This window comes from Chromobacterium haemolyticum (assembly GCF_009936155.1).
GTDB lineage: Bacteria > Pseudomonadota > Gammaproteobacteria > Burkholderiales > Chromobacteriaceae > Chromobacterium > Chromobacterium haemolyticum.
The window spans coordinates 3,676,064-3,697,043 of the sequence record NZ_AP019312.1 but is presented as its reverse complement, the minus strand read 5'-3'; the positions used below and the strand labels follow the sequence as shown (position 1 = coordinate 3,697,043).

22 protein-coding genes are annotated in these 20,980 nt (G+C 61.7%); 11 read left to right on the top strand and 11 right to left on the bottom strand.

Features of this window, described 5'->3' with window-relative positions:
- Window positions 1-56: 56 nt before the first annotated feature.
- The 4 genes from GYH29_RS16960 to minC are packed head-to-tail and all read right to left on the bottom strand — an operon-like array spanning window position 57 to window position 2,815.
- Window positions 57-995: a LysR substrate-binding domain-containing protein gene (locus tag GYH29_RS16960; protein ID WP_019104117.1), complete on the bottom strand. Its 939-nt coding sequence runs from the start codon at window positions 993-995 to the stop codon at window positions 57-59.
- Window positions 996-998: 3 nt separating this feature from the next.
- A complete protein-coding gene (minE, locus tag GYH29_RS16955) occupies window positions 999-1,256 on the bottom strand; it encodes a cell division topological specificity factor MinE (protein ID WP_019104116.1) in 258 nt (85 codons plus the stop codon).
- 3 nt (window positions 1,257-1,259) lie between these two features.
- Window positions 1,260-2,072, bottom strand: a complete 813-nt coding sequence (minD, locus tag GYH29_RS16950; RefSeq protein ID WP_019104115.1) for a septum site-determining protein MinD — start codon at window positions 2,070-2,072, stop codon at window positions 1,260-1,262.
- A 26-nt stretch (window positions 2,073-2,098) separates the two neighbouring features.
- Complete coding sequence (gene minC / locus GYH29_RS16945; RefSeq protein ID WP_019104114.1) at window positions 2,099-2,815, bottom strand: septum site-determining protein MinC; 717 nt, start codon at window positions 2,813-2,815, stop codon at window positions 2,099-2,101.
- A 382-nt stretch (window positions 2,816-3,197) separates the two neighbouring features.
- Here minC and GYH29_RS16940 point away from each other — a divergent pair, with 382 nt between their 5' ends.
- On the top strand, window positions 3,198-3,764 hold the full coding sequence (locus GYH29_RS16940; protein WP_019104113.1) for a phasin family protein: 567 nt from the start codon (window positions 3,198-3,200) through the stop codon (window positions 3,762-3,764).
- 46 nt (window positions 3,765-3,810) lie between these two features.
- Here GYH29_RS16940 and GYH29_RS16935 read toward each other — a convergent pair whose 3' ends face one another.
- Window positions 3,811-4,539, bottom strand: coding sequence for a hypothetical protein (locus GYH29_RS16935; RefSeq protein WP_019104112.1), 729 nt, complete (start codon window positions 4,537-4,539; stop codon window positions 3,811-3,813).
- Window positions 4,540-4,876: 337 nt separating this feature from the next.
- Window positions 4,877-5,404, bottom strand: a complete 528-nt coding sequence (ppa, locus tag GYH29_RS16930; protein WP_019104111.1) for an inorganic diphosphatase — start codon at window positions 5,402-5,404, stop codon at window positions 4,877-4,879.
- A gap of 131 nt (window positions 5,405-5,535) precedes the next feature.
- Here ppa and coq7 point away from each other — a divergent pair, with 131 nt between their 5' ends.
- Window positions 5,536-6,156: a 2-polyprenyl-3-methyl-6-methoxy-1,4-benzoquinone monooxygenase gene (gene coq7 / locus GYH29_RS16925; protein ID WP_019104110.1), complete on the top strand. Its 621-nt coding sequence runs from the start codon at window positions 5,536-5,538 to the stop codon at window positions 6,154-6,156.
- Window positions 6,157-6,391: 235 nt separating this feature from the next.
- On the opposite strand, the gene GYH29_RS16920 is transcribed toward coq7, so the two are convergent.
- The 4 genes from GYH29_RS16920 to GYH29_RS16905 all read right to left on the bottom strand — a co-directional run bounded on the left by GYH29_RS16920 (window position 6,392) and on the right by GYH29_RS16905 (window position 10,400).
- The gene (locus GYH29_RS16920; protein ID WP_043594457.1) at window positions 6,392-7,426 is read right to left on the bottom strand and encodes a DUF475 domain-containing protein; all 1,035 of its coding nucleotides are present in this window, start codon (window positions 7,424-7,426) and stop codon (window positions 6,392-6,394) included.
- Between the two features lie 125 nt (window positions 7,427-7,551).
- Window positions 7,552-8,763: a DUF1615 domain-containing protein gene (locus GYH29_RS16915; protein WP_051002782.1), complete on the bottom strand. Its 1,212-nt coding sequence runs from the start codon at window positions 8,761-8,763 to the stop codon at window positions 7,552-7,554.
- A 67-nt stretch (window positions 8,764-8,830) separates the two neighbouring features.
- Window positions 8,831-9,565 carry a substrate-binding periplasmic protein gene (locus GYH29_RS16910; RefSeq protein ID WP_161524160.1) on the bottom strand — a complete coding sequence of 245 codons (735 nt, stop codon included), beginning with the start codon at window positions 9,563-9,565 and terminating at the stop codon, window positions 8,831-8,833.
- A 133-nt stretch (window positions 9,566-9,698) separates the two neighbouring features.
- Entirely contained in the window at window positions 9,699-10,400 is a 702-nt protein-coding gene (locus GYH29_RS16905; RefSeq protein WP_043594454.1) for a peptidoglycan DD-metalloendopeptidase family protein, read from the bottom strand.
- Between the two features lie 114 nt (window positions 10,401-10,514).
- Here GYH29_RS16905 and GYH29_RS16900 point away from each other — a divergent pair, with 114 nt between their 5' ends.
- From GYH29_RS16900 to tdh, 3 genes are all read left to right on the top strand, one after another.
- Window positions 10,515-11,237 (top strand): substrate-binding periplasmic protein, encoded by a 723-nt coding sequence (locus GYH29_RS16900; RefSeq protein ID WP_019104105.1) that lies wholly within the window; start codon window positions 10,515-10,517, stop codon window positions 11,235-11,237.
- A 198-nt stretch (window positions 11,238-11,435) separates the two neighbouring features.
- Entirely contained in the window at window positions 11,436-12,635 is a 1,200-nt protein-coding gene (locus GYH29_RS16895; protein ID WP_161524159.1) for a glycine C-acetyltransferase, read from the top strand.
- Between the two features lie 50 nt (window positions 12,636-12,685).
- A complete protein-coding gene (gene tdh, locus GYH29_RS16890) occupies window positions 12,686-13,711 on the top strand; it encodes an L-threonine 3-dehydrogenase (protein ID WP_019104103.1) in 1,026 nt (341 codons plus the stop codon).
- A gap of 412 nt (window positions 13,712-14,123) precedes the next feature.
- Here the strand turns inward: tdh and GYH29_RS16885 are convergent, their stop codons facing one another.
- Window positions 14,124-14,918, bottom strand: a complete 795-nt coding sequence (locus GYH29_RS16885; protein ID WP_052052305.1) for an SPOR domain-containing protein — start codon at window positions 14,916-14,918, stop codon at window positions 14,124-14,126.
- Between the two features lie 136 nt (window positions 14,919-15,054).
- On the opposite strand from GYH29_RS16885, the gene ndk reads away from it, so the two are divergent.
- The 6 genes from ndk (at window position 15,055) to hisS (ending at window position 20,973) form a co-directional block, all read left to right on the top strand.
- Window positions 15,055-15,480 (top strand): nucleoside-diphosphate kinase, encoded by a 426-nt coding sequence (ndk, locus tag GYH29_RS16880; protein WP_043594449.1) that lies wholly within the window; start codon window positions 15,055-15,057, stop codon window positions 15,478-15,480.
- A gap of 98 nt (window positions 15,481-15,578) precedes the next feature.
- Window positions 15,579-16,673 carry a 23S rRNA (adenine(2503)-C(2))-methyltransferase RlmN gene (rlmN, locus tag GYH29_RS16875; RefSeq protein ID WP_019104100.1) on the top strand — a complete coding sequence of 365 codons (1,095 nt, stop codon included), beginning with the start codon at window positions 15,579-15,581 and terminating at the stop codon, window positions 16,671-16,673.
- Between the two features lie 35 nt (window positions 16,674-16,708).
- Window positions 16,709-17,413 (top strand): type IV pilus biogenesis/stability protein PilW, encoded by a 705-nt coding sequence (gene pilW, locus GYH29_RS16870; protein WP_039756563.1) that lies wholly within the window; start codon window positions 16,709-16,711, stop codon window positions 17,411-17,413.
- Between the two features lie 2 nt (window positions 17,414-17,415).
- Entirely contained in the window at window positions 17,416-18,348 is a 933-nt protein-coding gene (locus tag GYH29_RS16865; RefSeq protein ID WP_043594445.1) for a RodZ domain-containing protein, read from the top strand.
- A 13-nt stretch (window positions 18,349-18,361) separates the two neighbouring features.
- The gene (gene ispG, locus GYH29_RS16860) at window positions 18,362-19,645 is read left to right on the top strand and encodes a flavodoxin-dependent (E)-4-hydroxy-3-methylbut-2-enyl-diphosphate synthase (RefSeq protein WP_019104350.1); all 1,284 of its coding nucleotides are present in this window, start codon (window positions 18,362-18,364) and stop codon (window positions 19,643-19,645) included.
- Window positions 19,646-19,701: 56 nt separating this feature from the next.
- Window positions 19,702-20,973 (top strand): histidine--tRNA ligase, encoded by a 1,272-nt coding sequence (hisS, locus tag GYH29_RS16855; protein WP_043594442.1) that lies wholly within the window; start codon window positions 19,702-19,704, stop codon window positions 20,971-20,973.
- The last annotated feature ends 7 nt before the right edge of the window (window positions 20,974-20,980 follow it).

Genomic DNA, 20,980 nt, shown 5'->3' with positions numbered 1-20,980 from the left:
CGGAAAAAAACCGCTGAGGCACGGGGCGCAGCGGTTGGGGCGGTTTGGGCTCCGGCTCAGGGCGTTGGCGTTGCGCCTTCCAGCATGGAAACGCCTTCCAGCCCGGAGCGGAACACCGCCTGTTGCAGGGTGTCGATCGCCTTCTTGCGGAAGAACTGCTTGCGAGTCACCAACAGCACGCGGCGCTGCGGCGCCGGCGTCTTGAACGGCACCACCGACAGCAGCGACTCATCGGTCGGGCCTATCGAGGTCGACGGCATCACCGTGACGCCCATGCCGCTGGCCACCATGTGACGGATGGTGTTGAGCGAGCTGCCTTGCAGATTGGCCGCCAGCGTGCCGCCATGGCTTTGCCGGCTGGCGAGGTCGCTGCAGGCTTGCAGCACCTGGTCGCGGAAGCAATTGCCCTGGGTTAGCAGCAAGACGCTCTCGTCTGCCAACTGATTGGCGGCGATGGCGCCAAGCTTTTCCCAGGGATGGCCCTTGGGCGTGGCCACGACGAAGGGCTCGTCGTACAACGGGCTCGCCACGGTGCCGGCTTCGTCGAAGGGATCGGCGACGATGATGGCGTCCACCTCGCCCCGCTTGAGCATTTCCGAGAGCCGGGAGGTGTAGTTCTCCTCCAGGATCAAGGGCATGTCAGGCGCCAGGATGCGCAAGGCCGGGATCAGGCGCGGAAGCAGATAGGGGCTGATGGTGAAAATCACCCCCAGCTTCAGCGGGCCGACCAACTCGTTCTGATGCTCGCCGGCCAGGCGTTTGACGGTTTCGGCTTCTTCCAGCACGCGCTGCGATTGCTCGATGATGCGCTCGCCGATCTCAGTGACGCTGACTTCCTGGCCGCCGCGCTCAAACAGCGTGACGCCCAGTTCGTCCTCCAGCTTCTTGATGGCGATGGACAACGTCGGCTGGCTGACGAAGCAGCTTTGCGCGGCGCGGCCGAAGTGGCGCTCCCGCGCCACCGCGACGATATAGCGAAGTTCGGTCAGCGTCATGGCTCAGCGCTGGTGCTCCGGCAGCACGATATTGACTTCCAGCACTTCAAAATCGTCCTGACGCTCCACCTGTACTTTGATGTCGTCCAGATTGACCGCGACGTATTTGGAGATCACTTCCATCAGCTCGCGCTGCAGCGCCGGCAGATAGTCGGGCGCGCTGCGGCCGTTGCGTTCGTGGGCCAGGATGATTTGCAGCCGTTCTCTGGCAATGGCCGCGGTTTTCTGGCGCTTGCCAAAGATCATTTCGATCAGGGACATGACTTAACCTCCAAAGAGGCGTTTCAGAATGCCCACCTTGGGGGCATCGAGGAAACGCATCGGGCGCTCTTCGCCCAGGAAACGGGCCACCACGTCGGAATAGGCGTCGGCAACGTCCGAGCCTTTCAGATGGATGGCCGGGGTGCCGGAGTTGGAGGCTTGCAGAACGGTCTGCGACTCCGGAATCACGCCCAGCAGCGGCACGCGCAGAATCTCCTTTACATCGTCCACCGACAGCATTTCGCCCTTGTCGACGCGGCCGGCGGAGTAGCGGGTGATGAGCAGGTGTTCCTTGACCGGCTCGCGGCTTTCTTCCGCGCGCTTGGACTTGGAGGACAGAATGCCCAGGATGCGGTCGGAGTCGCGCACCGAGGAGACTTCCGGATTGGTGACGATCAGCGCTTCGTCGGCGAAGTACAGCGCCATCAGCGCGCCTTTTTCGATGCCGGCCGGAGAGTCGCAGACGATGTATTCGAAGCCGGCTTCGGCCAGGTCCTTCAATACCTTCTCCACGCCGTCCAGCGTCAGCGCGTCTTTGTCGCGGGTTTGCGAGGCGGGGATGATGTAAAGGTTGTCGCAGTTCTTGTCCTTGATCAGCGCCTGGTTCAGGCTGGCTTCGCCGTTGACGACATTGATCAGGTCATAGACCACGCGGCGTTCGCAACCCATGATCAGGTCCAGGTTGCGCAGGCCGACGTCGAAGTCGATGACGACGGTTTTGTGACCGCGCAACGCCAGGCCGGAGGAGAAGCTGGCACTGGTAGTGGTTTTACCGACGCCACCCTTGCCGGACGTCACAACGATGATTTTTGCCACAGTCGATCCCTTTGAATAATGGCTTGTTACTCGCCGAGCGCGGACATGACCAGGCGCTCGTTCTCGAGATAGATTTGAGTCGGCTTGCCCAGAATGCTGTCGGGCAAGGCTTGTTCGATAGTTCGATAGACCCCGGCGATGGACACCAGTTCGGCTTCCATGCTGCGGGCGAAAATGCGGGCGCCGGCGTTGCCGCGGGCGCCGGCGAGAGCGCGGCCGCGCAAGGGCGCGTAGATATGGATGTTGCCGTCGGCGATGACTTCAGCGCCGGCGCTGACCATGGCCAGCACGATCAGGTCGCAGCCCTTGGCGTAAATCTGCTGACCGGCGCGCACGGGACGGTCCACGATCATGGCGCCGGTCGCCTGGGCGGGTTCCGGCGCGGCGGGTTTGTCGGCAGGCTCCGGCGCGTTCTGCGCCGAGCGCGGCGGCGTGGCGCTGCTGGTGTAGGCTAGGCCGAACTGGCTGGCGACGCCGGCCAGCGCGGTGCTGGGGTGGCGCAGGGCCACCGCGCGGATGCCGCGGCGGCTCAGCATGGGCAGCAGGCGGCCGTAATCCAGTTCGGCCGGGGCGGGCAAGGCTTCCACGTCGAGGACGAAGGCTTCTACCGGCGCGTCGTGGCCGGTGCCGAAGCGCGCATCCAGCGCCTGGCTCAGCTCATCCAGGTCGTCGGTGCGCAGCAAGAGCGCCAGCAGATCCAGGCTGGCGGATTTTATGTCGAATGCGTTGGCCGCAGGGCTCATTGTACTTGGCTTTATGTAGATAGATTTATTCTATGGGGCGAGTGTACTGGGTTGCTGACGGGCTTTCAATGGCGTTGCTCGGCTTGGGGCCAAAAGGTGGAAATCGGCTAGCGTAATGGGCTTGGGCGCGGGCAAGTGTTGCAATTGCGGGAAACATCGCTAGAAGCGGGAGGGAAGGGCCTTGCTGTCATGTCCCTGGAATGTTTGTGTTGTAAAAATCCATGAAAAATAGTGGTTTAGCGACTTGTGCGTTGCAACATTTTCTTGACTCGAGAAAGGCGAGTCGCCACAATGGCAATTGTTGCGATGCAACATCAAGAGCGCAGGTTAAGTTCGCTGTCGTTGCTGAGCTGTCAATTTTGGATATTTTTTAGGAGTCGTCATGTTTACCACTACCCAAGAATTCTCCGCTCTCGGCCAGTCGCAGTTCGACAAGGCCGTGCGTTTCTCCTCCATCGTGCTGGCCGGCGCTGAGCGTTTGGCCGCGCTGCAACTGGATCTGTCGCGCAAGCTGCTGGCAGACAACGCCCAGGCAATCAAGGCGCTGAGCGAAGCCAAGGATCCCAAGGCTTTCGCCGAAGTGCAGAGCAGCCTGGCCCAGCCGTCCATCGACCAGGCTTTCTCCGTGGCGCGCAATGTGTACGACGCCGCGCTGGCCACTCAGAATGAACTGGCTGCTTTTGTCGAAGAGCAGATCGCCGAAGGCAACCAAACCCTGCTGAGCAATCTGGATCGTTTGTCCAAGAACGCGCCGGCGGGCTCCGATGCCGCGGTGACGGCTCTGAAAAGCCTGGTGAACACTTCCAACGCCGCTTTCGAAAGCGTGTCCAAGACCGCCAAGAAAGTCAGCGCGGAAATCGCCGAAGCCAGCGTTGAAGCCGCCACCAACTCCGCCAAGGCCGCCAGCGCCGCTGTCGCCCGCGGCAAGAAGGCGACCAGCGCCGCCTGATTCCGGTCCTTGTCGTTGAAAAAAGCCCGCATTCGTGCGGGCTTTTTTAGTTTTCGGAAGCCAGAGGCGACTGGGTCGCAAAATCGCTCCACAGCCGCTCCCAGGCGTGCCGGCAGCCGTTTGCCTGGAGAATCAGCGAGGCAAGGCTGGCGGCGTAGTGGTTTTGCTGCCGGGGAGGCTCAGCGAAGTCCTGACGCGCCGTCGCGCTGTCCGCGGTCAGGTTTTGTTCCGTCAGATAGCGCTGTGACAGGCGAACCAGCTGTTCCCATAGCTGCCACTGTTCTCGCAGCGAGGCTTCCCAGTCCGGCACGGTTTGAGTCACCGGGCTGGGCGGTGCATGTCGTCTCAGCATGAACAGCAGGGCCTCCCAGACTTGACGGGTATAGCGCGCGCTGCCCGCCGGGCCGCAACGCAGCCAGGCGGCCGGCAGCGGAGCCAGCGCGTCCAGCAAGGTCAGGGCGGCGGGAGGCGGAGCGGGTTCGGCCCCCAGCAAAAGCATGAAGCCGAAGTCCGCGCCCAGGGGCTGCCAGGCGCCATCCAGCTCTAGCAAGGAGATGCCTTGTTCGAGACAGAGCCGCAGCCGGGATGGCAAGGGAGCTTGATGCAGGGGGTCGATATTGATCCAGCAGCCGGAGGACAGGTAAAACCCTTGCCAGTCGGAAGGCAGCCAAGACGGCAGTCCGCTTGCGTCCGCGGTCGCGGACACTCCTCGGCTGGCCAGGCGTTGCTGGAGCCAGTGGAGTTGCGGTGCTGAGCCTTGGGCGATATAGGTCACTATGGTTCCGGTTGGGCTGCCCGACGCGATGACGGCGGGCGGCGGGGTATTGGGCGAGCGACTGCGGCATCGCCGTCCTGAGCGCGCCCCGGCGCTCCTCATTGAACGATACCTGCAATGCGGCGATGGGTAAAAGAATTATTTATGGTATTTAGTAACAATCACTTGCTTTACTAACCGGATGCGAAAAAGGCGTCCAAGCTTGAGCGATTGTAGCAAATAATAATGGCATATTGCGTTGCAATATCAGCGTAGGCGAATGTGCGCGGATGGGGAGGGCGGGCATGAAAAAACCGGCGACCCGCGCCGGTTGTCTTTCAGGGCAAGCGCCGCGCGCTTATTTTTCGAAGCGGGCGATGCCGTCGACCAGTTCGGCCTTGGCGTCGTCCAGCGTGCCCCAGCCTTGCACCTTGACCCACTTGCCTTTTTCCAGGTCTTTGTAGTGCTCGAAGAAGTGAACCATCTGGTTGCGCAGCAGTTCCGGCAGGTCTTCCAGCTTCTGGATGGACTTGTACATCGGGCACAGTTTTTCCACCGGCACGGCCACCAGCTTGGCGTCAACGCCGGATTCGTCTTCCATCTTGATCAGGCCCAGCGCGCGACAGCGCACCACCACGCCCGGCGGCAGCGGGAACGGCGTTACCACCAGCACGTCAACCGGGTCGCCGTCGCCGGCCAGGGTTTGCGGCACGAAACCGTAGTTGGCCGGATACATCATGGACGTGCCCATGAAGCGGTCAACCACCAGCGCGTTCCAGTCTTTGTCGAATTCGTACTTGATCGGGGCGGCGTTGGCCGAGATTTCGATGACGACGTTGAAGTCGCCCGGCATGTCTTTGCCCGGGCCGATGCTAGCGAGATCCATCAGGGAATCCTTGTTGAACGTGTTGAACACAATGTTTCGATAAACCGCGCAATTATAGCAGTAGCTGCCGTGCTGCGTATCAGGCGGGTATAATCGCCGGCGATTGTGTTAGCGCGAGAAAGAATGGATTGATGCTGGACAAATGGATCGTCGAGTTCGACAAGGGGTTGCGCACCCTGTTCGCTTCCGCGCAAAGCCTGAGGCCGCATCCGGACGCGGCGCTGGACGAGGCGGAGCTGGCGGCGGAGGAAAAGAAACACGCGCTGGGGCTGATGCGGGTGAACCACTGCGGCGAGGTGTGCGCCCAGGCTTTGTACCAGGGGCAGGCGCTGACGGCGCGCACGCCTCAGGCGCGCGAGGCCTTGCGCCAGGCGGCGCAAGAAGAGGTGGAGCATCTGGCCTGGACCGAGAGGCGCATCCGCGAATTGGGCGGCCGGCCCAGCGTGTTCAATCCGCTGTGGTATACCGGCTCGCTGGCGATAGGCGTGGCCGCCGGGGTGCTGGGCGACAAATGGAACCTGGGTTTTCTGGAGGAAACCGAGCAGCAAGTGGGCGCGCATCTGGACAGCCATCTGAGCCGTTTGCCGGCGGCGGACGTCAAGAGCCGCGCGATTGTCGAGCAGATGCGCGACGACGAGTTGAAGCATGCGGACATGGCCCATGACCTGGGCGCCGCGCAATTGCCGGCCCCGGTGAAGGGCGTGATGAAGTTGTCCGCCAAGGTGATGACGGGCGCCAGCTACCGGCTTTGACTGAGCGGTCTTTAAAAAAAGAACAGGCCTGGACTCCAGGCCTGTTCGCATTTCGGCTCGGGCCTCTTGGAACCTGATTACGATCTAGCAAGCAAGAGCGAGGCAAGGCGAAAACGGCTGAGAAAGCCGAATGTACAAGTGGTACATGAGCATTTCGAGGGCGGTTTTCAACGCCGTATCGCCGAAGCGCAGCAGATCGTAAACAAGTTCAAAACGAAACGGCTCCTAAACAGATTTAGTCGCGATGGCGTTTGCGCCCCGGCAAGCTGGTGACAATGCCCAAGCCGATGATGGCGACGCTGATCAGGCCTGTGAGCACTTCGCCGAGTTCGATGTGGAGCGCTGCGGCGAACATGATGGCCACCAGGGCGCCGATGGCCCAGAACGCTGATGTTTCCAGGTATTTGAATTGGCCGATGATGTTGCGCTCCACCAGCAGGATGGTCATCGAGCGGACGAACATTGCGCCGATGCCGAGCCCGGCGGCGATCAGCCAGAAATTATTGGTGATGGCGAAGGCGGCGATCACGCCATCCATGGAGAAGCTGGCGTCCAGCGTTTCCAGATAGACGAAGCCGATCAGGCCGTTCTTGGCGGCGGCGGTTTGGATGTCCATGCCGCCAAACAGCTGCTTGAACACATGCAAGGCCATGAACACCACGTAGCCCCAGAAGCAACTGCTGAGAAACTCCATCTTCTGGCCGGCGGGAATGGCGGCGGCAACCAGCGCGATCAGCAGGATGGCGATCAGCGACTGGGCGTTTTCAACCGAGCCCAATCGGGCCAGCAGCGGCTCAATGGCCGGCAGCCAGTGTTCGTCCTTTTCCTTTTTGACGAAGTACTCCACCACCACCATCAGCAGGAAGGTGGCGCCGAAGCCCATGATCATCAGGTGCGAGTCATGCATGATCCGCTGGTAGCGCAGCGGTTCGCGGGTGGCGATGGCGAAAGCCTCGAGCAAGGGCGTGTCGCCGGCGACGGCGACGATGAGCAGCGGGAATAGTATGCGCATGCCGAACACCGCGACGGCGACGCCCACCGTCATGAAGAGCTTGCGCCACAGCGAGCTCATCGCCTGCAGCACGCTGGCGTTGACGACCGCGTTGTCGAAGGACACGCTGGTTTCCAGAATCGCCAGCACCAGGGCGGTGACCAGAAAAGAGCCGGCCATGGCGGGGCCGCCCAGTTGGAAGCCGTACCAGCCGGCGGCGGCCAGCACGACGACGCTGAACAGCAGCGAACCGGTAAAGTAGGAGAGCGTGGTGCGCATGAATGGATTCGCCTTGTTGTGTCGGGCGGATTCAAGCCGCCCGCCGCTTCGCGCCGCAAGCGGCGCGGGCGGGTGATGACGTGGGATTATAATCGCGGCGCTTCGGCGAAGCGCGGGGCTTTAGATCAACGCGCGCGGGCCAGACAGCTTTGGTAGCGGCCGTCGACGCGCTTGGCGAACCATTCTGTGGTCAGCTTGCGGGTGATCTTGGGGCTTTTCAGGTCGATCTGCGGCAGCTGTTCGCGTGGCGCGGGCTTGCCGAAGCGCTGGTCAGCCAGCGCGTAGGTTTTGCGGTAGAGCTCGCTTTGGCCGAAGGCCGCGCTTTTCTCCAGCTTCAGGTCGCGCAGAATCTCGCCCTGGCCCATGCCCAGCTTGCCGCCCTGGCTGATCACCGCGCTCTGGGTTGTGCTGGGGTAGACCTTGCCGTCCTTGTAGCTGAGCAGGTCGCCGTCCAGCGTCAGGTCCTTGCCGCTGAGTTTCTCCATCACGGCTTGGAAGGCCGCGTTGCGGCTGCTGTAGCGGCCGGCGTTGAAGTCGGCGAAGCGGTATAGCATCTGGCTGTAAGGTGCCGGGTATTGCAGCAGGATGGCCGCGCCGAAGTAGACGCCGCCGCGGCGGGTGAACACTTCCTGGCGGATGCTACCACTGCGCGGGTAGGGGTAGGGCCAGACTTTGACGTGCCCTTCGGCGAATTCGACGCTGACTTGCATCGGCCCGCCGGTGCGGATCGGGTTCTTCATGCTCATCGGCAGGCCCAGCTTGCTGGCCTCGCGGGCCATGTCTTCGAACAGATCGTTCATTTCCCGTTCGGTGCGCAGGCTGTCGATGCGCGCCTTGTAGCTTTTGCCGTTGGGCGAAGTCTTCATCAACGCGGCCTTGACCACCGGCAGCGGGATCAGATAGCCGTGGGCCCGTTCGGCGATCTTGTCCCAGACGATGGCGGGCAGATTGGGCACGGTGGGGTCCGCCTGCCAGCTGGATTCCTGCTCGATCACCGCCGCCAGCGCGCAGAAATTCTCCGCGGTGTAGGGGATCTTAAGGTGAGTGAAGGCCGAGAGAATGTCATTGCTCCAGCCCTGGCGGTCGCGAATCTTGGCGGGCAGCAGGCGATTGAGCAGCAGGCGTCCGGCCTGCGGGTCGTTGTAGGCCGGCCTGAGCGGCGGCGCGCTTACCGGAGGAGGCGAGGGCGGCGCTTCGACCGCCGGCGCGGGGGCCTCCGGCTCGCTTGGAATCGGGGCGACGACGACGGGCGCGGCGACGGGGGCTGGCGGGCTGACGTTGGCGCAGGCGCTCAGCAGCGCGGGCAATAGGGCAAACAGCAAACGGGATGGTTTCACGGTGCGCGGGACGGTGCGGAATCAAACCGTGAAGGTTAGGCTATCTTGCTGTCATCGGCAATCGCGCTCAGAGGTTCTGGTAACGATTCACGATTTGCTTGTAGACGCCGCTTTTTTGAATCGCGCGCAGGCCCTGGTTGAATTCGTCCCTCAAAGGGGCGCTGCGGAAAGCCATCCGGTAAACGGTGGGCGGGAACAGCCGGTGGACATCCACCGGCGCGGTTTTTTCCTTGAACTGGGTGACGAGTTTGTGGTTCATCCAGGCGAAGATGTTGCGGTCGGCCACCACCACGTCCACCGAGCCGCGGAACAACAACCGGTTTTGATCCACCTGGTTGGCGGTTTCGGCGTAATTGGGATTGGTTTTGGCCATGTCCTTGAAGGCTTCGCCCAGGTATTGCCGGGCCAGTGAGAAGGCCAGCACTCGGTAAGCGCCCAGTTCCTTGGCCTGGTGCAATTGAATGCGGCGGCTGCTGAGGGTGATGGCCACGTCCTCGTAACTGATGTAGACGTCGGAATACTCTGCTTGCAATCCGGCTTGTTCGCCGACGGTGGCCACCGCGTCGATATCCTTGTTCTTCAACGCCATCGGCAGGCGGGGCTGGGAAAAGAAGACCGGCTCAATCCGGTAGCCGCGTTCTTGCAGTGCCGCGCGCACGATCTCCAGCTCCAGCCCGTTTTGGCCGCCCTCCATCACATAAGGCTCCAGAGATTCGCCAAACGCCACCTTGACGAGCTTGTGTGCGTGAGCGTCGGCGCCGAGGGCCAGCAGCAAGCTGCCTAGTAACAGTAATCTCCCCATTGGCTTGCCTTTTCGACTTCCTCGCTTCTGGCCCGCGCAGTGGAAACCATGCTGTCCGGGCGATAGAGTTGCGCATGATGCATGAAAAGCATTTTGCGCGTTCGTCGCTGGCGCTGACAAGCGGCCGTGCGGCTTAGTCCGTCAGATAAGGCATGGGGTCGACCGCAGAGGAGCGGACGCGCAGTTCAAAGTGGAGCTTGACCCGAGTGGTGCCGGAACTGCCCATGGTGGCGATGGCGTCGCCGGCTTTGACCGCCTGCCCTTCTTTCACCAGCAATGACTGATTGTGAGCATAGACGGTGAGGTGGGCATTGTCATGCTGGATGATCAACAGATTGCCGTAGCTGCGGATGCCCTTGCCGGCGTAGGTGACCTTGCCGTTGGCCGCCGCGCGGACGGGGGAGCCAGCTTCGCCGGCGATGTCTATGCCCTTGCTGCCCTGGCCGTTGAATTTGGCGATGATGGGACCTTTGGCCGGCCAGACCAGCTTGATGTTGGCCACCGGACGAGCCGCGGGCTTGCTGGGTTCCGAAGCGGAAGGCTTGGCCGCGGGCCGGCTGGGCTGTGGGCGCTTGGCGGGGGCTTGAGCGGCGCCGGCGGGCGGGGAGACGCGCAGCAACTGGCCGGCATTGATGCTGCCGGGGTCTTTCAGTCCGTTCCAGCGCACCAAGTTCGCCACGCTGACCCGGTGGTTCTGGGCAATGCGGAACAAGGTGTCTCCCGGCTTGACGCGGTAAAAGCCGGCGGACTCCACCGCTGCGGGTTGCGAGGTGCTGGCGCAGGCGGCAAGCAGCAGGGACAGGGAAACGGGGATAAGACGAACGGACAAGGACATGGCGCAGATTCTAGCATCGCAGCCGGCGACTGCGCGGTTTCTGTGCGCAAACGCCGGCGGCTGGACTAAAAATCATGTTAAGGACTGTGATGGGCACTGGGCGGAGGCAACGGGATGAAACTGGGATGGGTGATGATCAGCTTATGGAGCGTGGCGGCGTTGGCGGCGGAACCGTCGACGCTTTCCATCTACAGCGTGGAGTATCCACCGCTGGTGTTGAAGGGGGAGGGTGGAAAATTGAGCGGCATCGCCGCGGAGGCGGTGACCCAGGCGCTGCAATTGGCCGGCTTGAGCGTGCGCATGCCGGAGATTCCCTGGAAGCGCGCTCAAGTTCAGGTGCAGCAAGACGCGGACAGCTGCTTAATGCCTTTTACGCGCTCCCCGGAGAGAGAGAAGATGTACCGTTGGGTGGGTTTGGTGATGGAAAGCAATCAATCTTTGTTCATCAACAGCCATCATCCGGTGGTCTTGAATTCGCTGGACGACGCCAAGGGCAAGCGTGTCGTGGTGTTGCTGGGCTCGTCGATGGCGGATTATTTGAAAAAGAACAATATAGCCTATTCCGTCAGGCCCACGCCTGAGGAGGCCGAGCGTGAGTTGGCCGCGGGCGTGGCGGACGTCTGGGCGGTGCATGACGTGGTGGCCAACTACACCATCAAACAAGTGGGCACGCCGGCCGACCATATCCGGGAGGCCTTGCAGGTGCAAACCACCAGCATCTATATGGCCTGCAGCCTGAAAATGTCGGATGCCACCGCGTTGAAGTTGAGCAGGGCGTTTCAACAACTGCGCGAAAGCGGGAAGTTGGAGAAAATCGTCGCCAAGTACATGAAGTGACGATTGTCGGCACGTGGTATTTTATGGTGACAGTGTCTACTCGTATTAATTTTTCAAGGGTACAGTATCTTGGAAAAACAAGTTGAACTGTCTCTGATGGCTGCGAAATGGCTGGGCTAGAATGGTGCCAGTTTTTGAGTCGCCGCGGATCCGGCGGCGCAATGGTGATTCTTTTGTCATCCCTGGACAAGGACAGTCATGAGCCGAACCTACTTAGCCCATCTTGAAGCCACGCTGGCGCAGATTCGCGCCGACGGTTTTGAAAAGCCCGAGCGCGTGATCGCCACGCCGCAGCGCGCCGACATCGCCTTGAGCAACGGCAGCAATGTGCTGAATTTTTGCGCCAACAATTACCTTGGCCTGGCCGACGACCCGCGTTTGATCGAGGCGGCGAAAAAGGGCATGGACGACTTCGGCTACGGCTGCGCCTCGGTCCGCTTCATCTGCGGCACCCAGCAAGTGCATAAGGACCTGGAGCAGGCGATTTCGGGCTTTTTGGGCACCGACGATACCATCCTGTATTCCAGCTGCTTCGACGCCAACGGCGGCGTGTTCGAAACCTTGCTGGGCGAAGAAGACGCGGTGATTTCCGACGAGCTCAACCACGCCTCCATCATCGACGGCGTGCGCCTGTCCAAGGCCAAGCGCTTCCGCTACAAGAACAATGATATGGCAGATCTGGAAGCGCAGTTGATCGCCGCGGAACAGGCCGGTGCGCGCTTCAAGCTGATCGTCACCGATGGCGTATTCTCGATGGACGGCATCATTGCCGACCTGAAAACCTTGTGCGAAGTGGCTGAGCGTCATGGCGCGCTGGTGATGGTGGACGACTCCCACGCCGTCGGCTTCATCGGCGACAGCGGCGCTGGCACGCCGGAATTGTGCGGAGTCGCCGATCGCGTCGACATCTACACCGGCACCCTGGGCAAGGCCCTGGGCGGCGCGTCCGGCGGCTATGTGTCCGGCCGCAAAGCCATCATCGATCTGCTGCGTCAACGCTCGCGTCCGTACCTGTTCTCCAACACTCTGGCTCCGGCCATCGCCGCCGCCAGCCTGGAAGTGCTGAACATCCTTAAGGGCGGCGAGGGTGCCGAGCTGCGCGCCAAAGTGCGACGCAACGCCGAGCTGTTCCGCCAGGAAATGAGCGCGGCCGGCTTCACCCTCGTGCCGGGCCAGCACCCCATCGTTCCGGTAATGCTGGGCGATGCGCGGCTGGCGGGCGAGATGGCGGCCAAGCTGCTGGAGGAGGGCGTGTACGTCATCGGCTTCTCCTTCCCGGTGGTGCCCAAGGGCAAGGCGCGCATCCGCACCCAGATGTCGGCGCGCCACAGCGAAGAACAGGTTCGCCTGGCGGTGGCGGCTTTCATCAAAGTCGGCCGCGAACTCGGCGTGATCTGAAGCGTAACGCCGCGCGCCAGTGGCGGGCGGCGCGGCGGATAGGAATAGAAATGAAAGCATTATCCAAACTGAAGGCCGAGCGCGGCCTGTGGATGACCGATGTGGCCAAGCCGGAAATCGGCCATAACGATTTGTTGATCCGGATTCGCAAGACCGCGATCTGCGGCACCGACATCCATATCTGGAACTGGGATGACTGGGCGCAGAAAACCATCCCGGTGCCCATGCACGTTGGTCATGAGTATGTCGGCGTGGTTGAGGCGATAGGCTCGGAAGTGCAGGGCTTCAGCGTCGGTCAGCGCGTGTCGGGCGAAGGGCACATCACCTGTGGACACTGCCGCAACTGCCGCGCCGGCCGCCGTCACCTGTGCCGCAACACCTTCGGCGTGGGCGTCAACCGCGAGGGCGCGTTCGCCGAGTACCTGGTTATTCCTGCCTTCAACGCCTTCCCGATTCCGGATGACATCTCCGATGACCTGGCGTCTATTTTCGATCCCTTCGGCAATGCGGTGCACACCGCGCTCAGCTTCAACCTGGTGGGCGAGGATGTGCTGATCACCGGCGCGGGTCCGATAGGCATCATGGCGGTGGCTATCGCGCGCCATGTCGGCGCTCGTCATGTGGTGATCACCGACGTGAACGAATACCGTTTGGAGCTGGCGCGCAAGATGGGCGCCACCCGCGCGGTGAACGTGGCCAAGCAGGACCTCAAGCAGGTGATGGCCGAGCTGCATATGACCGAGGGCTTCGATGTCGGCCTGGAAATGTCCGGCAACCCGCAGGCTTTCCGTCAGATGCTGGAAACCATGAATCATGGCGGTAAAGTGGCGCTGCTGGGTATCCCGCCGGCCGATACCGCCATCGATTGGAACCATGTCATTTTCAAGGGTCTGGAAATCAAAGGCATCTACGGCCGGGAGATGTTCGAGACCTGGTACAAGATGGTGGCGCTGATCCAGTCAGGCTTGGACATCACCCCCATCATCACTCACCACTTCCCAGTGGCGGAATTCCAGCAAGGGTTTGAAGCTATGTTGTCCGGCCAGAGCGGCAAGGTGATTCTGGACTGGGGCTGATGGCTGGGACCGGTTTGATGAAAACCCCCTCTTCGCTGACGAAGAGGGGGTTTTTACATGCCCGGCCGTTGGTTTGAACTTGTTTTGATAATGTTTGAGCGACAGGGGGCGGGGCGGCGAGAATACGCTTCCAGAAAGAAGGGGGCGGAGGGGCGGTCGTGGCTGCTCGGGCCGCCCACGCGCAGAGCCTTTGCCCCGTTCCGATGGATTGAGTGAGTTCAGAGCTTGCCCCCTCGCATTGCGAAGGGGGCTTTTTTTATTTCGACTTAGAGCCTGCTAAAAGTCTTGTGAGCAAGGGCGAGACAAGGCGAAAACGAGCGAAAAAACGGAGTGTAGTTATGGTGCATAAGCATGTCGGAGTTGTGCTGACCGCATGGCGCCTCACGATGCGCAGCAGATCGTAAGCAGGTTCTTACTGTCCGGAGGGGGCCAGCAGCGGCGCATAACCCAGGCCGCGTAACTTCTCCATGGTTTCGTCGGCTTCGGCGCGGCTCTTGAACGGGCCTACCTGCACGCGGGTGACGGTATGGGCTGGAATGCCGTGCTGTTTCAACTCCTTCACCAGTTTTTCGGCGTTGCCGATACTGGAGAACAGTCCCAGCTGGACTTGATAGCCTATGGAACTGCCGGCCGGTTTTGCCTTGACCGCGGCTTCCTTGGTCGGCGCGACGGGCTTGTCCGTCGCGATGGCGGCGGGAGGTGGGGCTTTGACGGGTTCGGCCGGCGAGGCTTTGGCGGCTGCCGTCTGCGGCGGAGCCGCTGCCGGGCTGGGGGCGGGCGCCGCTTTCGCCGCCGCGCGCTCATGGGCCAGCGCTGGGGTCGCAGCGTGGACGGGCGGGCGGCTGTTGACCACGGCAGGGGTCTTGTCCAGATCCGGGCTGGCCGGGCTGGCGGCGCTGGGCGTTTGCGGCGCGCCGGCGGCTTCCGTCGCGGGCGCGCTGCTTTCCGCTGCCGGCGCGCTGGCTGGAGCGGGCGCCGGCGCTGCTTCCGCCGGGGCGGAGGCGGGCTTGATGATCTTGCCGGAGCTGGGGCTCTGACTGCTGGCGGTCATTTCCACCTTGGGTTTATTGAGGCTGTCGGTCAGCGGAATGGCGGCCAGCGCCACGGCGACCAGGCCGCCGGCGATCAGCAGCCGCTTTTTCAGCTTGCTGTTGAGGTCGGTCTCGCCGCCGGTCTTATCGGGGTCTTGTTGATTTTGTTCGCGCATGGTCCGTGAGACTGAGAAATGTGCAGCACATGGTTGAAAACACTGCTAAAATATCGGGTTCGTCAAAATTGGGTAACCCGAGTGGCTGCATAATACTCAAGTTTAGCCACTTGTCTTGATGTTTGGGAGAATTTATATGGCAATTGAACGCACCTTGTCCATCGTTAAGCCGGACGCCGTTGGTAAAAACGTCATCGGCAAAATCTACGATCGCTTCGAATCCGCCGGCCTGAAAATCGTGGCCGCCAAGATGAAGCAACTGTCCCGCGCCGAAGCCGAAGGCTTCTACGCCGTGCACAAAGACCGTCCGTTCTTCAAGGATCTGGTTGATTTCATGGTATCCGGCCCGGTGATGATCCAGGCGCTGCAAGGCGAAAACGCCGTGCTGAAAAACCGCGAGCTGATGGGCGCGACCGATCCGAAGAAGGCTGAAGCCGGCACCATCCGCGCCGATTTCGCCGACTCCATCGACGCCAACGCCGTTCATGGTTCCGACAGCGTGGAAAACGCCGCGATCGAAGTGGCTTATTTCTTTGCTGCATCCGAGATCAGCGCCCGCTAATCTCATAGTACTCCGTTGTTTGCGGAGCCTGTCCTCATGGACGGGCTCCGTCGAAAAGGCGGTCGTCCACACCGCCTTTGCTTTATCCCGAGGAATGCATGAAAACCAACCTGCTCGACTTCAATCTGGACCAGCTGACCCGGCATTTCGCCGAAATGGGCGAGAAGCCGTTTCGCGCCAAGCAAGTGATGCGCTGGATGCACCAGATGGCGGAAGCCGACTTCGACGCGATGACAGATCTGGCCAAAAGCTTGCGCGCCAAGCTGCATGAACGCGCCGAAGTGAAGGTTCCTTCGCTGATGACCGGGCAGGCGTCTAGTGATGGCACCCGCAAGTGGCTGCTCGATGTCGGTACCGGCAACGGCGTCGAAACCGTCTTCATCCCCGAGGATGAACGCGGCACCTTGTGCGTGTCATCCCAAGTGGGCTGCGCGCTGGAGTGCACTTTTTGCTCCACCGGCCGCCAGGGCTTCAATCGCAATCTGTCCACCGCCGAGATCATCGGCCAGCTATGGTGGGCCAATAAGGCGATGGGCGTGACGCCCAAGAACGAGCGAGTCGTGTCCAATGTGGTGATGATGGGCATGGGCGAGCCGCTGGCCAATTTTGACAATGTGGTCAGCGCGATGCAGATCATGCTGGATGATCATGGCTACGGCCTGTCCCGCAGGCGAGTGACCTTGTCCACTTCCGGCCTTGTGCCGCAGATGGACCGGTTGCGCGAAGAGTGCCCCGTGGCGCTGGCGGTGTCGCTGCACGCGCCCAACGACGCCATTCGCGACGTGATTGTGCCTATAAACAAGAAATACCCGTTGGCGCAGTTGATGGCGGCCTGTCAGCGCTATCTGGAAAAGGCGCCGCGCGACTTCATCACTTTCGAGTACGTGATGCTTGACGGTGTCAACGATAGACCGGAACATGCTCGCCAACTGCTGGAACTGGTGCGGGACGTGCCGTGCAAGTTCAATCTGATACCGTTCAATCCGTTCCCGAACTCGGGTTATGAGCGTTCCAGCAACAATGCGATTCGCGCGTTCCGCGAAATTCTACAGGAACGCGGTTACGTGGTGACGGTGCGGAAAACGCGCGGCGACGACATCGACGCCGCCTGTGGCCAACTGGCAGGCCAAGTGATGGACAAAACCCGCCGTCAAGCCAAATGGATGCAGCTCGTAGAGGACAATAAGCAATGACGATACGGCAAATGGGGTTGATGGCCTGTTTATGGATGGCTGTGAGTTCAACCGCATTTGCCGCCGATGCCGAGGTGTCGCGCGAGTTGGCGACGATACGCAGCCAACTGGCGATTGAATACGCCAAGATCGGCAATTACAAAGTGGCGCTCGAAACGGCGGATCAGGCCGTCGCCGCGGACCCGGCCTATGTCCCGGCCTATGTGTCCCGAGCCTATGTATTGACCCAGTTGCGCGAGGACGGGCCCGCCGAAGCCAATTACCGCAAGGCCCTGCAACTGGATCCAAGCAACCCCGAGGCCAACAATAATTACGGTTTGTTTTTGTGCGATCGAAACCGGCTGCAGGATTCTTTGTCCTATTTTCAGAAAGCGCTGGCCAACCCGCTGTATGATTCGCCTCAGACGGCTTATTTGAACCTGGGGCATTGCAGCGCCAAGGCCGGCAATCAAGAGCAGGCCAACGATTACTTGCTGGCGGCGCTGCGCGCCGCGCCCAATTTCGCGCCCGCGCTGCGGGAATTAGCACAGTTGCATCTTGGGCTGGGTAATGCCAAATTGGCTGCTTTCTATTTCGAACGGATAGGCAAGAGCGCGGCGCTGCAAGCCGACGACCTGTGGCTGGGCGTGCAGATTGGGCGCAAGAGCGGCAACAGGGTGTTGGAAAGCGAATGTTCCGCCGCGCTCAAGAACCGTTATCCGGATTCCAAAGAAACACAACTGCTGTTGAGTGGAAGCTGAGGATGGAGCAACAATTCGAACAACAGGGACAGCCGACGGGATCCAGCGTCGGCGCCCGGCTGAAAGCCGCTCGAGAAGCGGCCGGCATGGGTTTGGGGGAAGTCGCGGATAGGCTGAAACTGTCGATGCGGCAGTTGGAGGCGATAGAGCGCGACGATTTTACGATCTTGCCGGGCGCAACCTTCGTGCGCGGTTTTGTGCGCAATTACGCCCGTTTTTTGCAGATTGATCCCGAACCGTTGATGCACGCGCTGGACAGGCAGTTTCCTTCCGCCGTCAACGACGTCGCCAATCTGGTGCGCGACGGCGCGCATGAGGCTCCGGGGCATGTCGGCGAGCCAGCGGCGTTGGAGGAGGGCGGCTCTTCCGGCAAGTGGATTGTAGGCCTGCTGGTGGTGGCGGCCCTGGGCGGCGGCGTCGCATGGCTGGCCAGCAACCACGGCGGCGACAGCCGGCCGGCTGCAGACGCTTCTTCCGCCATCGCGACTGAGCTGTCTTCAGCGCCGATGGGCGAAGCCTCCGCTCCCGCCGCATTCTCCGCGGAGACGCCGGCTTCGGCGCCGGCAGCCATCGTCGCGCCTTCTCCGGCTTCCGCGCCCCAGCCGGTCAAGGCGGCCAATGTGGCCAGCGCGCCAGTCCAAACGGCGGTGCCGGCGGCCAAGCCGCAGGCCAGCGCCGCCGCGGCGGCGGCCGCCAGCGGCAAGCTGGTGTTGACGGTCAAGGAGGCTGAAGCCTGGGTATCCGTGGTGGACGCCACGGGCAAGAAGCTGGTATTCCAGACTTTGCAGCCTGGCAGTACCCAGGAAGCGGTCGGCACGCCGCCGTTCAAGCTGGTGATCGGCAACGCCTCGCAAGTGGCAGTGAATTTCAATGGCCAAGCGGTGGACTTCTCGGACAAGATCCGCGGCACCACGGCAAAGCTGGAACTCAAGTAATTCAAGGTAGCGAATGGATAGCGTGAACATCGCGCGACGCCCCACCCTGCAGGCTCGGGTGGGGCATGTCATTGTAGGGTCGGATGCTCCGGTGGTGGTGCAGTCCATGACCAATACCGATACCGCCGATGCGGCGGCCACGGTGCGGCAAGTGCTGGAACTGGCGGAAGCCGGATCCGAGCTGGTGCGCATTACCGTCAACTCCCCGGAGGCGGCGGCCAAGGTGGCGGAAATCCGCCAGCGCCTGGACGACGCCGGCTGTGTCGTCCCCTTGGTCGGCGATTTTCATTTCAATGGCGATCGCCTGCTTAGGGAATATCCCGACTGCGCGCAGGCCTTGGCCAAGTACCGGATCAATCCGGGCAATGTGGGCAAGGGCGCCAAGGGCGACGACAAGTTCGCCTTCATGATCCGCACCGCCATCGAGTACGGCAAGCCCGTGCGCATCGGCGTCAACTGGGGCAGCCTGGATCAGGCTTTGCTGGCCAGAATGATGGACGCCAACAACCGCGTCGCCCAGCCGCTGCTCCTGGAGCAACTGATGCGCGAAGCGTTGATCGTTTCCGCGCTGGAGTCCGCCGACAAAGCGATGGAACTGGGGTTGCCGGCCGAGCAAATCCTGCTGTCCTGCAAGGTCAGCAATGTGCAGGACCTGATTACCGTGTACCGCGATCTGGGTAGCCGCTGCAACTTCCCCTTGCACCTGGGGCTGACCGAGGCCGGCATGGGTTCCAAGGGCATCGTCGCGTCCAGCGCGGCGCTGGCGATCTTGCTGCAGCAAGGCATCGGCGACACTATTCGCATCTCGCTGACGCCGCAGCCGGGCGAGGCGCGCACCAAGGAAGTGGTGGTGGCGCAAGAGTTGCTGCAAACCATGGGGCTGCGCAGCTTCACCCCGTTGGTGACCGCTTGTCCGGGTTGCGGTCGCACCACCAGTACCTTCTTCCAGGAGCTGGCGGACCAGATCCAGAATTATCTGCGCACCCAGATGCCGGTATGGCGTTTGCAGTACCCGGGCGTAGAAGACATGAAGGTGGCGGTGATGGGTTGCGTTGTCAACGGCCCGGGAGAGAGCAAGTTGGCCGATATCGGCATCTCGCTGCCCGGCACCGGCGAAGTGCCGGTGGCGCCGGTTTACGTCGACGGTCAAAAGGATGTTACCCTCAAGGGCGACAACATCGCCGCCGAGTTCACCGCCTTGGTTGATCGCTACGTGCAAAGCCGTTATGGCGAAGGCGGCGCCAAGCGCCGCGAGGGCGGCGGCCGCACCATCCCGATTCGTCCGGTAGGCGTTTGAGCGCGTTTGGCGCAATGACCGGGCATTGATTCAAGCGATATACAAGAAAACAAGCAATGGCTCAAAAATATCAAGCGGTCAAAGGCATGAATGACGTGCTGCCGGCCGAGTCCTACCAGTGGGAATTTTTTGAAGGCAAACTCCGCGAGTTGCTGGCCGACTACGGTTACCAGAATATCCGCACCCCCATCGTCGAAACCACGCCGCTGTTTGTTCGCGCCATCGGCGAAGTCACCGACGTGGTGGAGAAGGAGATGTACACCTTCATCGACAGCCTGAACGGCGACAGCCTGACGCTGCGTCCCGAAGGCACTGCGGGCACCTTGCGCGCGGTGGTCGAGCATAACCTTCTGTACAATGCCACCCAGAAGCTGTGGTACATGGGGCCGATGTTCCGTCATGAACGCCCGCAGAAAGGCCGTTATCGCCAGTTCCACCAGATGGGCGTGGAGGCGTTGGGCTTTGGCGGTCCGGACATTGACGCCGAAATCATCGCGATGACTGCCGATTTGTGGCGTCGCCTGGGCCTGTCCCAGTATGTGCGCCTGGAAATCAATTCGCTGGGCAACCAGGAGGAACGCGCCGCGCATCGTCAGGCGCTGATCGCCTATCTGGAACAGCACGTGGATATTCTGGACGAAGACGGCAAGCGTCGCATGTACAGCAACCCCCTGCGCGTGCTTGACACCAAAAACCCGGCCTTGCAGCAGATGGCCAACGAGGCTCCCAAGCTGTCCGACTATCTGGGCGAGGCGTCCCGCGCGCATTACGAAGGCTGGAAGGCGATGATCCGCGAGCTGGGCGTCGACTTCGTGGAAAACCCGCGACTGGTGCGTGGGCTGGATTACTACAACCAGTCGGTGTTTGAGTGGGTGACCAGCGAGCTTGGCGCGCAAGGCACGATTTGCGCTGGCGGCCGCTATGACGGCCTGATCGAACAACTGGGCGGCAAGCCCGCCGCCGGCATTGGTTTCGGCATGGGCCTGGAGCGCGTGGTGCTGTTGCTGCAGGACAAGCAACTGCTGCCGGCGCAACGCAGCGTCGACATCTATCTGGTGAACCAAGGTGAAGGCGCGGCGCTGTATGCGATGAAGCTGGCGCAAAACCTGCGCGCAGCCGGCCTTTCGGTGGTGCAGCACTTGGGCGAAGGCAGTTTCAAGTCGCAAATGAAAAAAGCCGACGGCAGCGGCGCGCAGTTCGCCGTCATCGTCGGCGAAAATGAAATCAAGACGGGTCAGGCGGTGATCAAGGCGCTGCGCGCCGAGATGGACCAACACACTGTGGCGGCGGAAGCGGTGGCCGCCACGCTGATCTCACTGAAAGCTTAAGGGAGAG

What these genes read in the sequence shown, in the direction of transcription:
- GYH29_RS16910 (WP_161524160.1), bottom strand. Translation starts at nt 9,565, where the DNA reads ATGGGGAGATTACTGTTACTAGGCAGCTTGCTGCTGGCCCTCGGCGCC.
- ispG (WP_019104350.1), top strand. Translation starts at nt 18,362, where the DNA reads ATGGATAGCGTGAACATCGCGCGACGCCCCACCCTGCAGGCTCGGGTG.
- rlmN (WP_019104100.1), top strand. Translation starts at nt 15,579, where the DNA reads ATGAAAACCAACCTGCTCGACTTCAATCTGGACCAGCTGACCCGGCAT.
- GYH29_RS16905 (WP_043594454.1), bottom strand. Translation starts at nt 10,400, where the DNA reads ATGTCCTTGTCCGTTCGTCTTATCCCCGTTTCCCTGTCCCTGCTGCTT.
- GYH29_RS16865 (WP_043594445.1), top strand. Translation starts at nt 17,416, where the DNA reads ATGGAGCAACAATTCGAACAACAGGGACAGCCGACGGGATCCAGCGTC.
- GYH29_RS16960 (WP_019104117.1), bottom strand. Translation starts at nt 995, where the DNA reads ATGACGCTGACCGAACTTCGCTATATCGTCGCGGTGGCGCGGGAGCGC.
- pilW (WP_039756563.1), top strand. Translation starts at nt 16,709, where the DNA reads ATGGCTGTGAGTTCAACCGCATTTGCCGCCGATGCCGAGGTGTCGCGC.
- tdh (WP_019104103.1), top strand. Translation starts at nt 12,686, where the DNA reads ATGAAAGCATTATCCAAACTGAAGGCCGAGCGCGGCCTGTGGATGACC.
- GYH29_RS16900 (WP_019104105.1), top strand. Translation starts at nt 10,515, where the DNA reads ATGAAACTGGGATGGGTGATGATCAGCTTATGGAGCGTGGCGGCGTTG.
- ndk (WP_043594449.1), top strand. Translation starts at nt 15,055, where the DNA reads ATGGCAATTGAACGCACCTTGTCCATCGTTAAGCCGGACGCCGTTGGT.
- GYH29_RS16940 (WP_019104113.1), top strand. Translation starts at nt 3,198, where the DNA reads ATGTTTACCACTACCCAAGAATTCTCCGCTCTCGGCCAGTCGCAGTTC.
- ppa (WP_019104111.1), bottom strand. Translation starts at nt 5,404, where the DNA reads ATGGATCTCGCTAGCATCGGCCCGGGCAAAGACATGCCGGGCGACTTC.
- hisS (WP_043594442.1), top strand. Translation starts at nt 19,702, where the DNA reads ATGGCTCAAAAATATCAAGCGGTCAAAGGCATGAATGACGTGCTGCCG.
- coq7 (WP_019104110.1), top strand. Translation starts at nt 5,536, where the DNA reads ATGCTGGACAAATGGATCGTCGAGTTCGACAAGGGGTTGCGCACCCTG.
- minC (WP_019104114.1), bottom strand. Translation starts at nt 2,815, where the DNA reads ATGAGCCCTGCGGCCAACGCATTCGACATAAAATCCGCCAGCCTGGAT.
- GYH29_RS16920 (WP_043594457.1), bottom strand. Translation starts at nt 7,426, where the DNA reads ATGCGCACCACGCTCTCCTACTTTACCGGTTCGCTGCTGTTCAGCGTC.
- GYH29_RS16885 (WP_052052305.1), bottom strand. Translation starts at nt 14,918, where the DNA reads ATGCGCGAACAAAATCAACAAGACCCCGATAAGACCGGCGGCGAGACC.
- GYH29_RS16895 (WP_161524159.1), top strand. Translation starts at nt 11,436, where the DNA reads ATGAGCCGAACCTACTTAGCCCATCTTGAAGCCACGCTGGCGCAGATT.
- minE (WP_019104116.1), bottom strand. Translation starts at nt 1,256, where the DNA reads ATGTCCCTGATCGAAATGATCTTTGGCAAGCGCCAGAAAACCGCGGCC.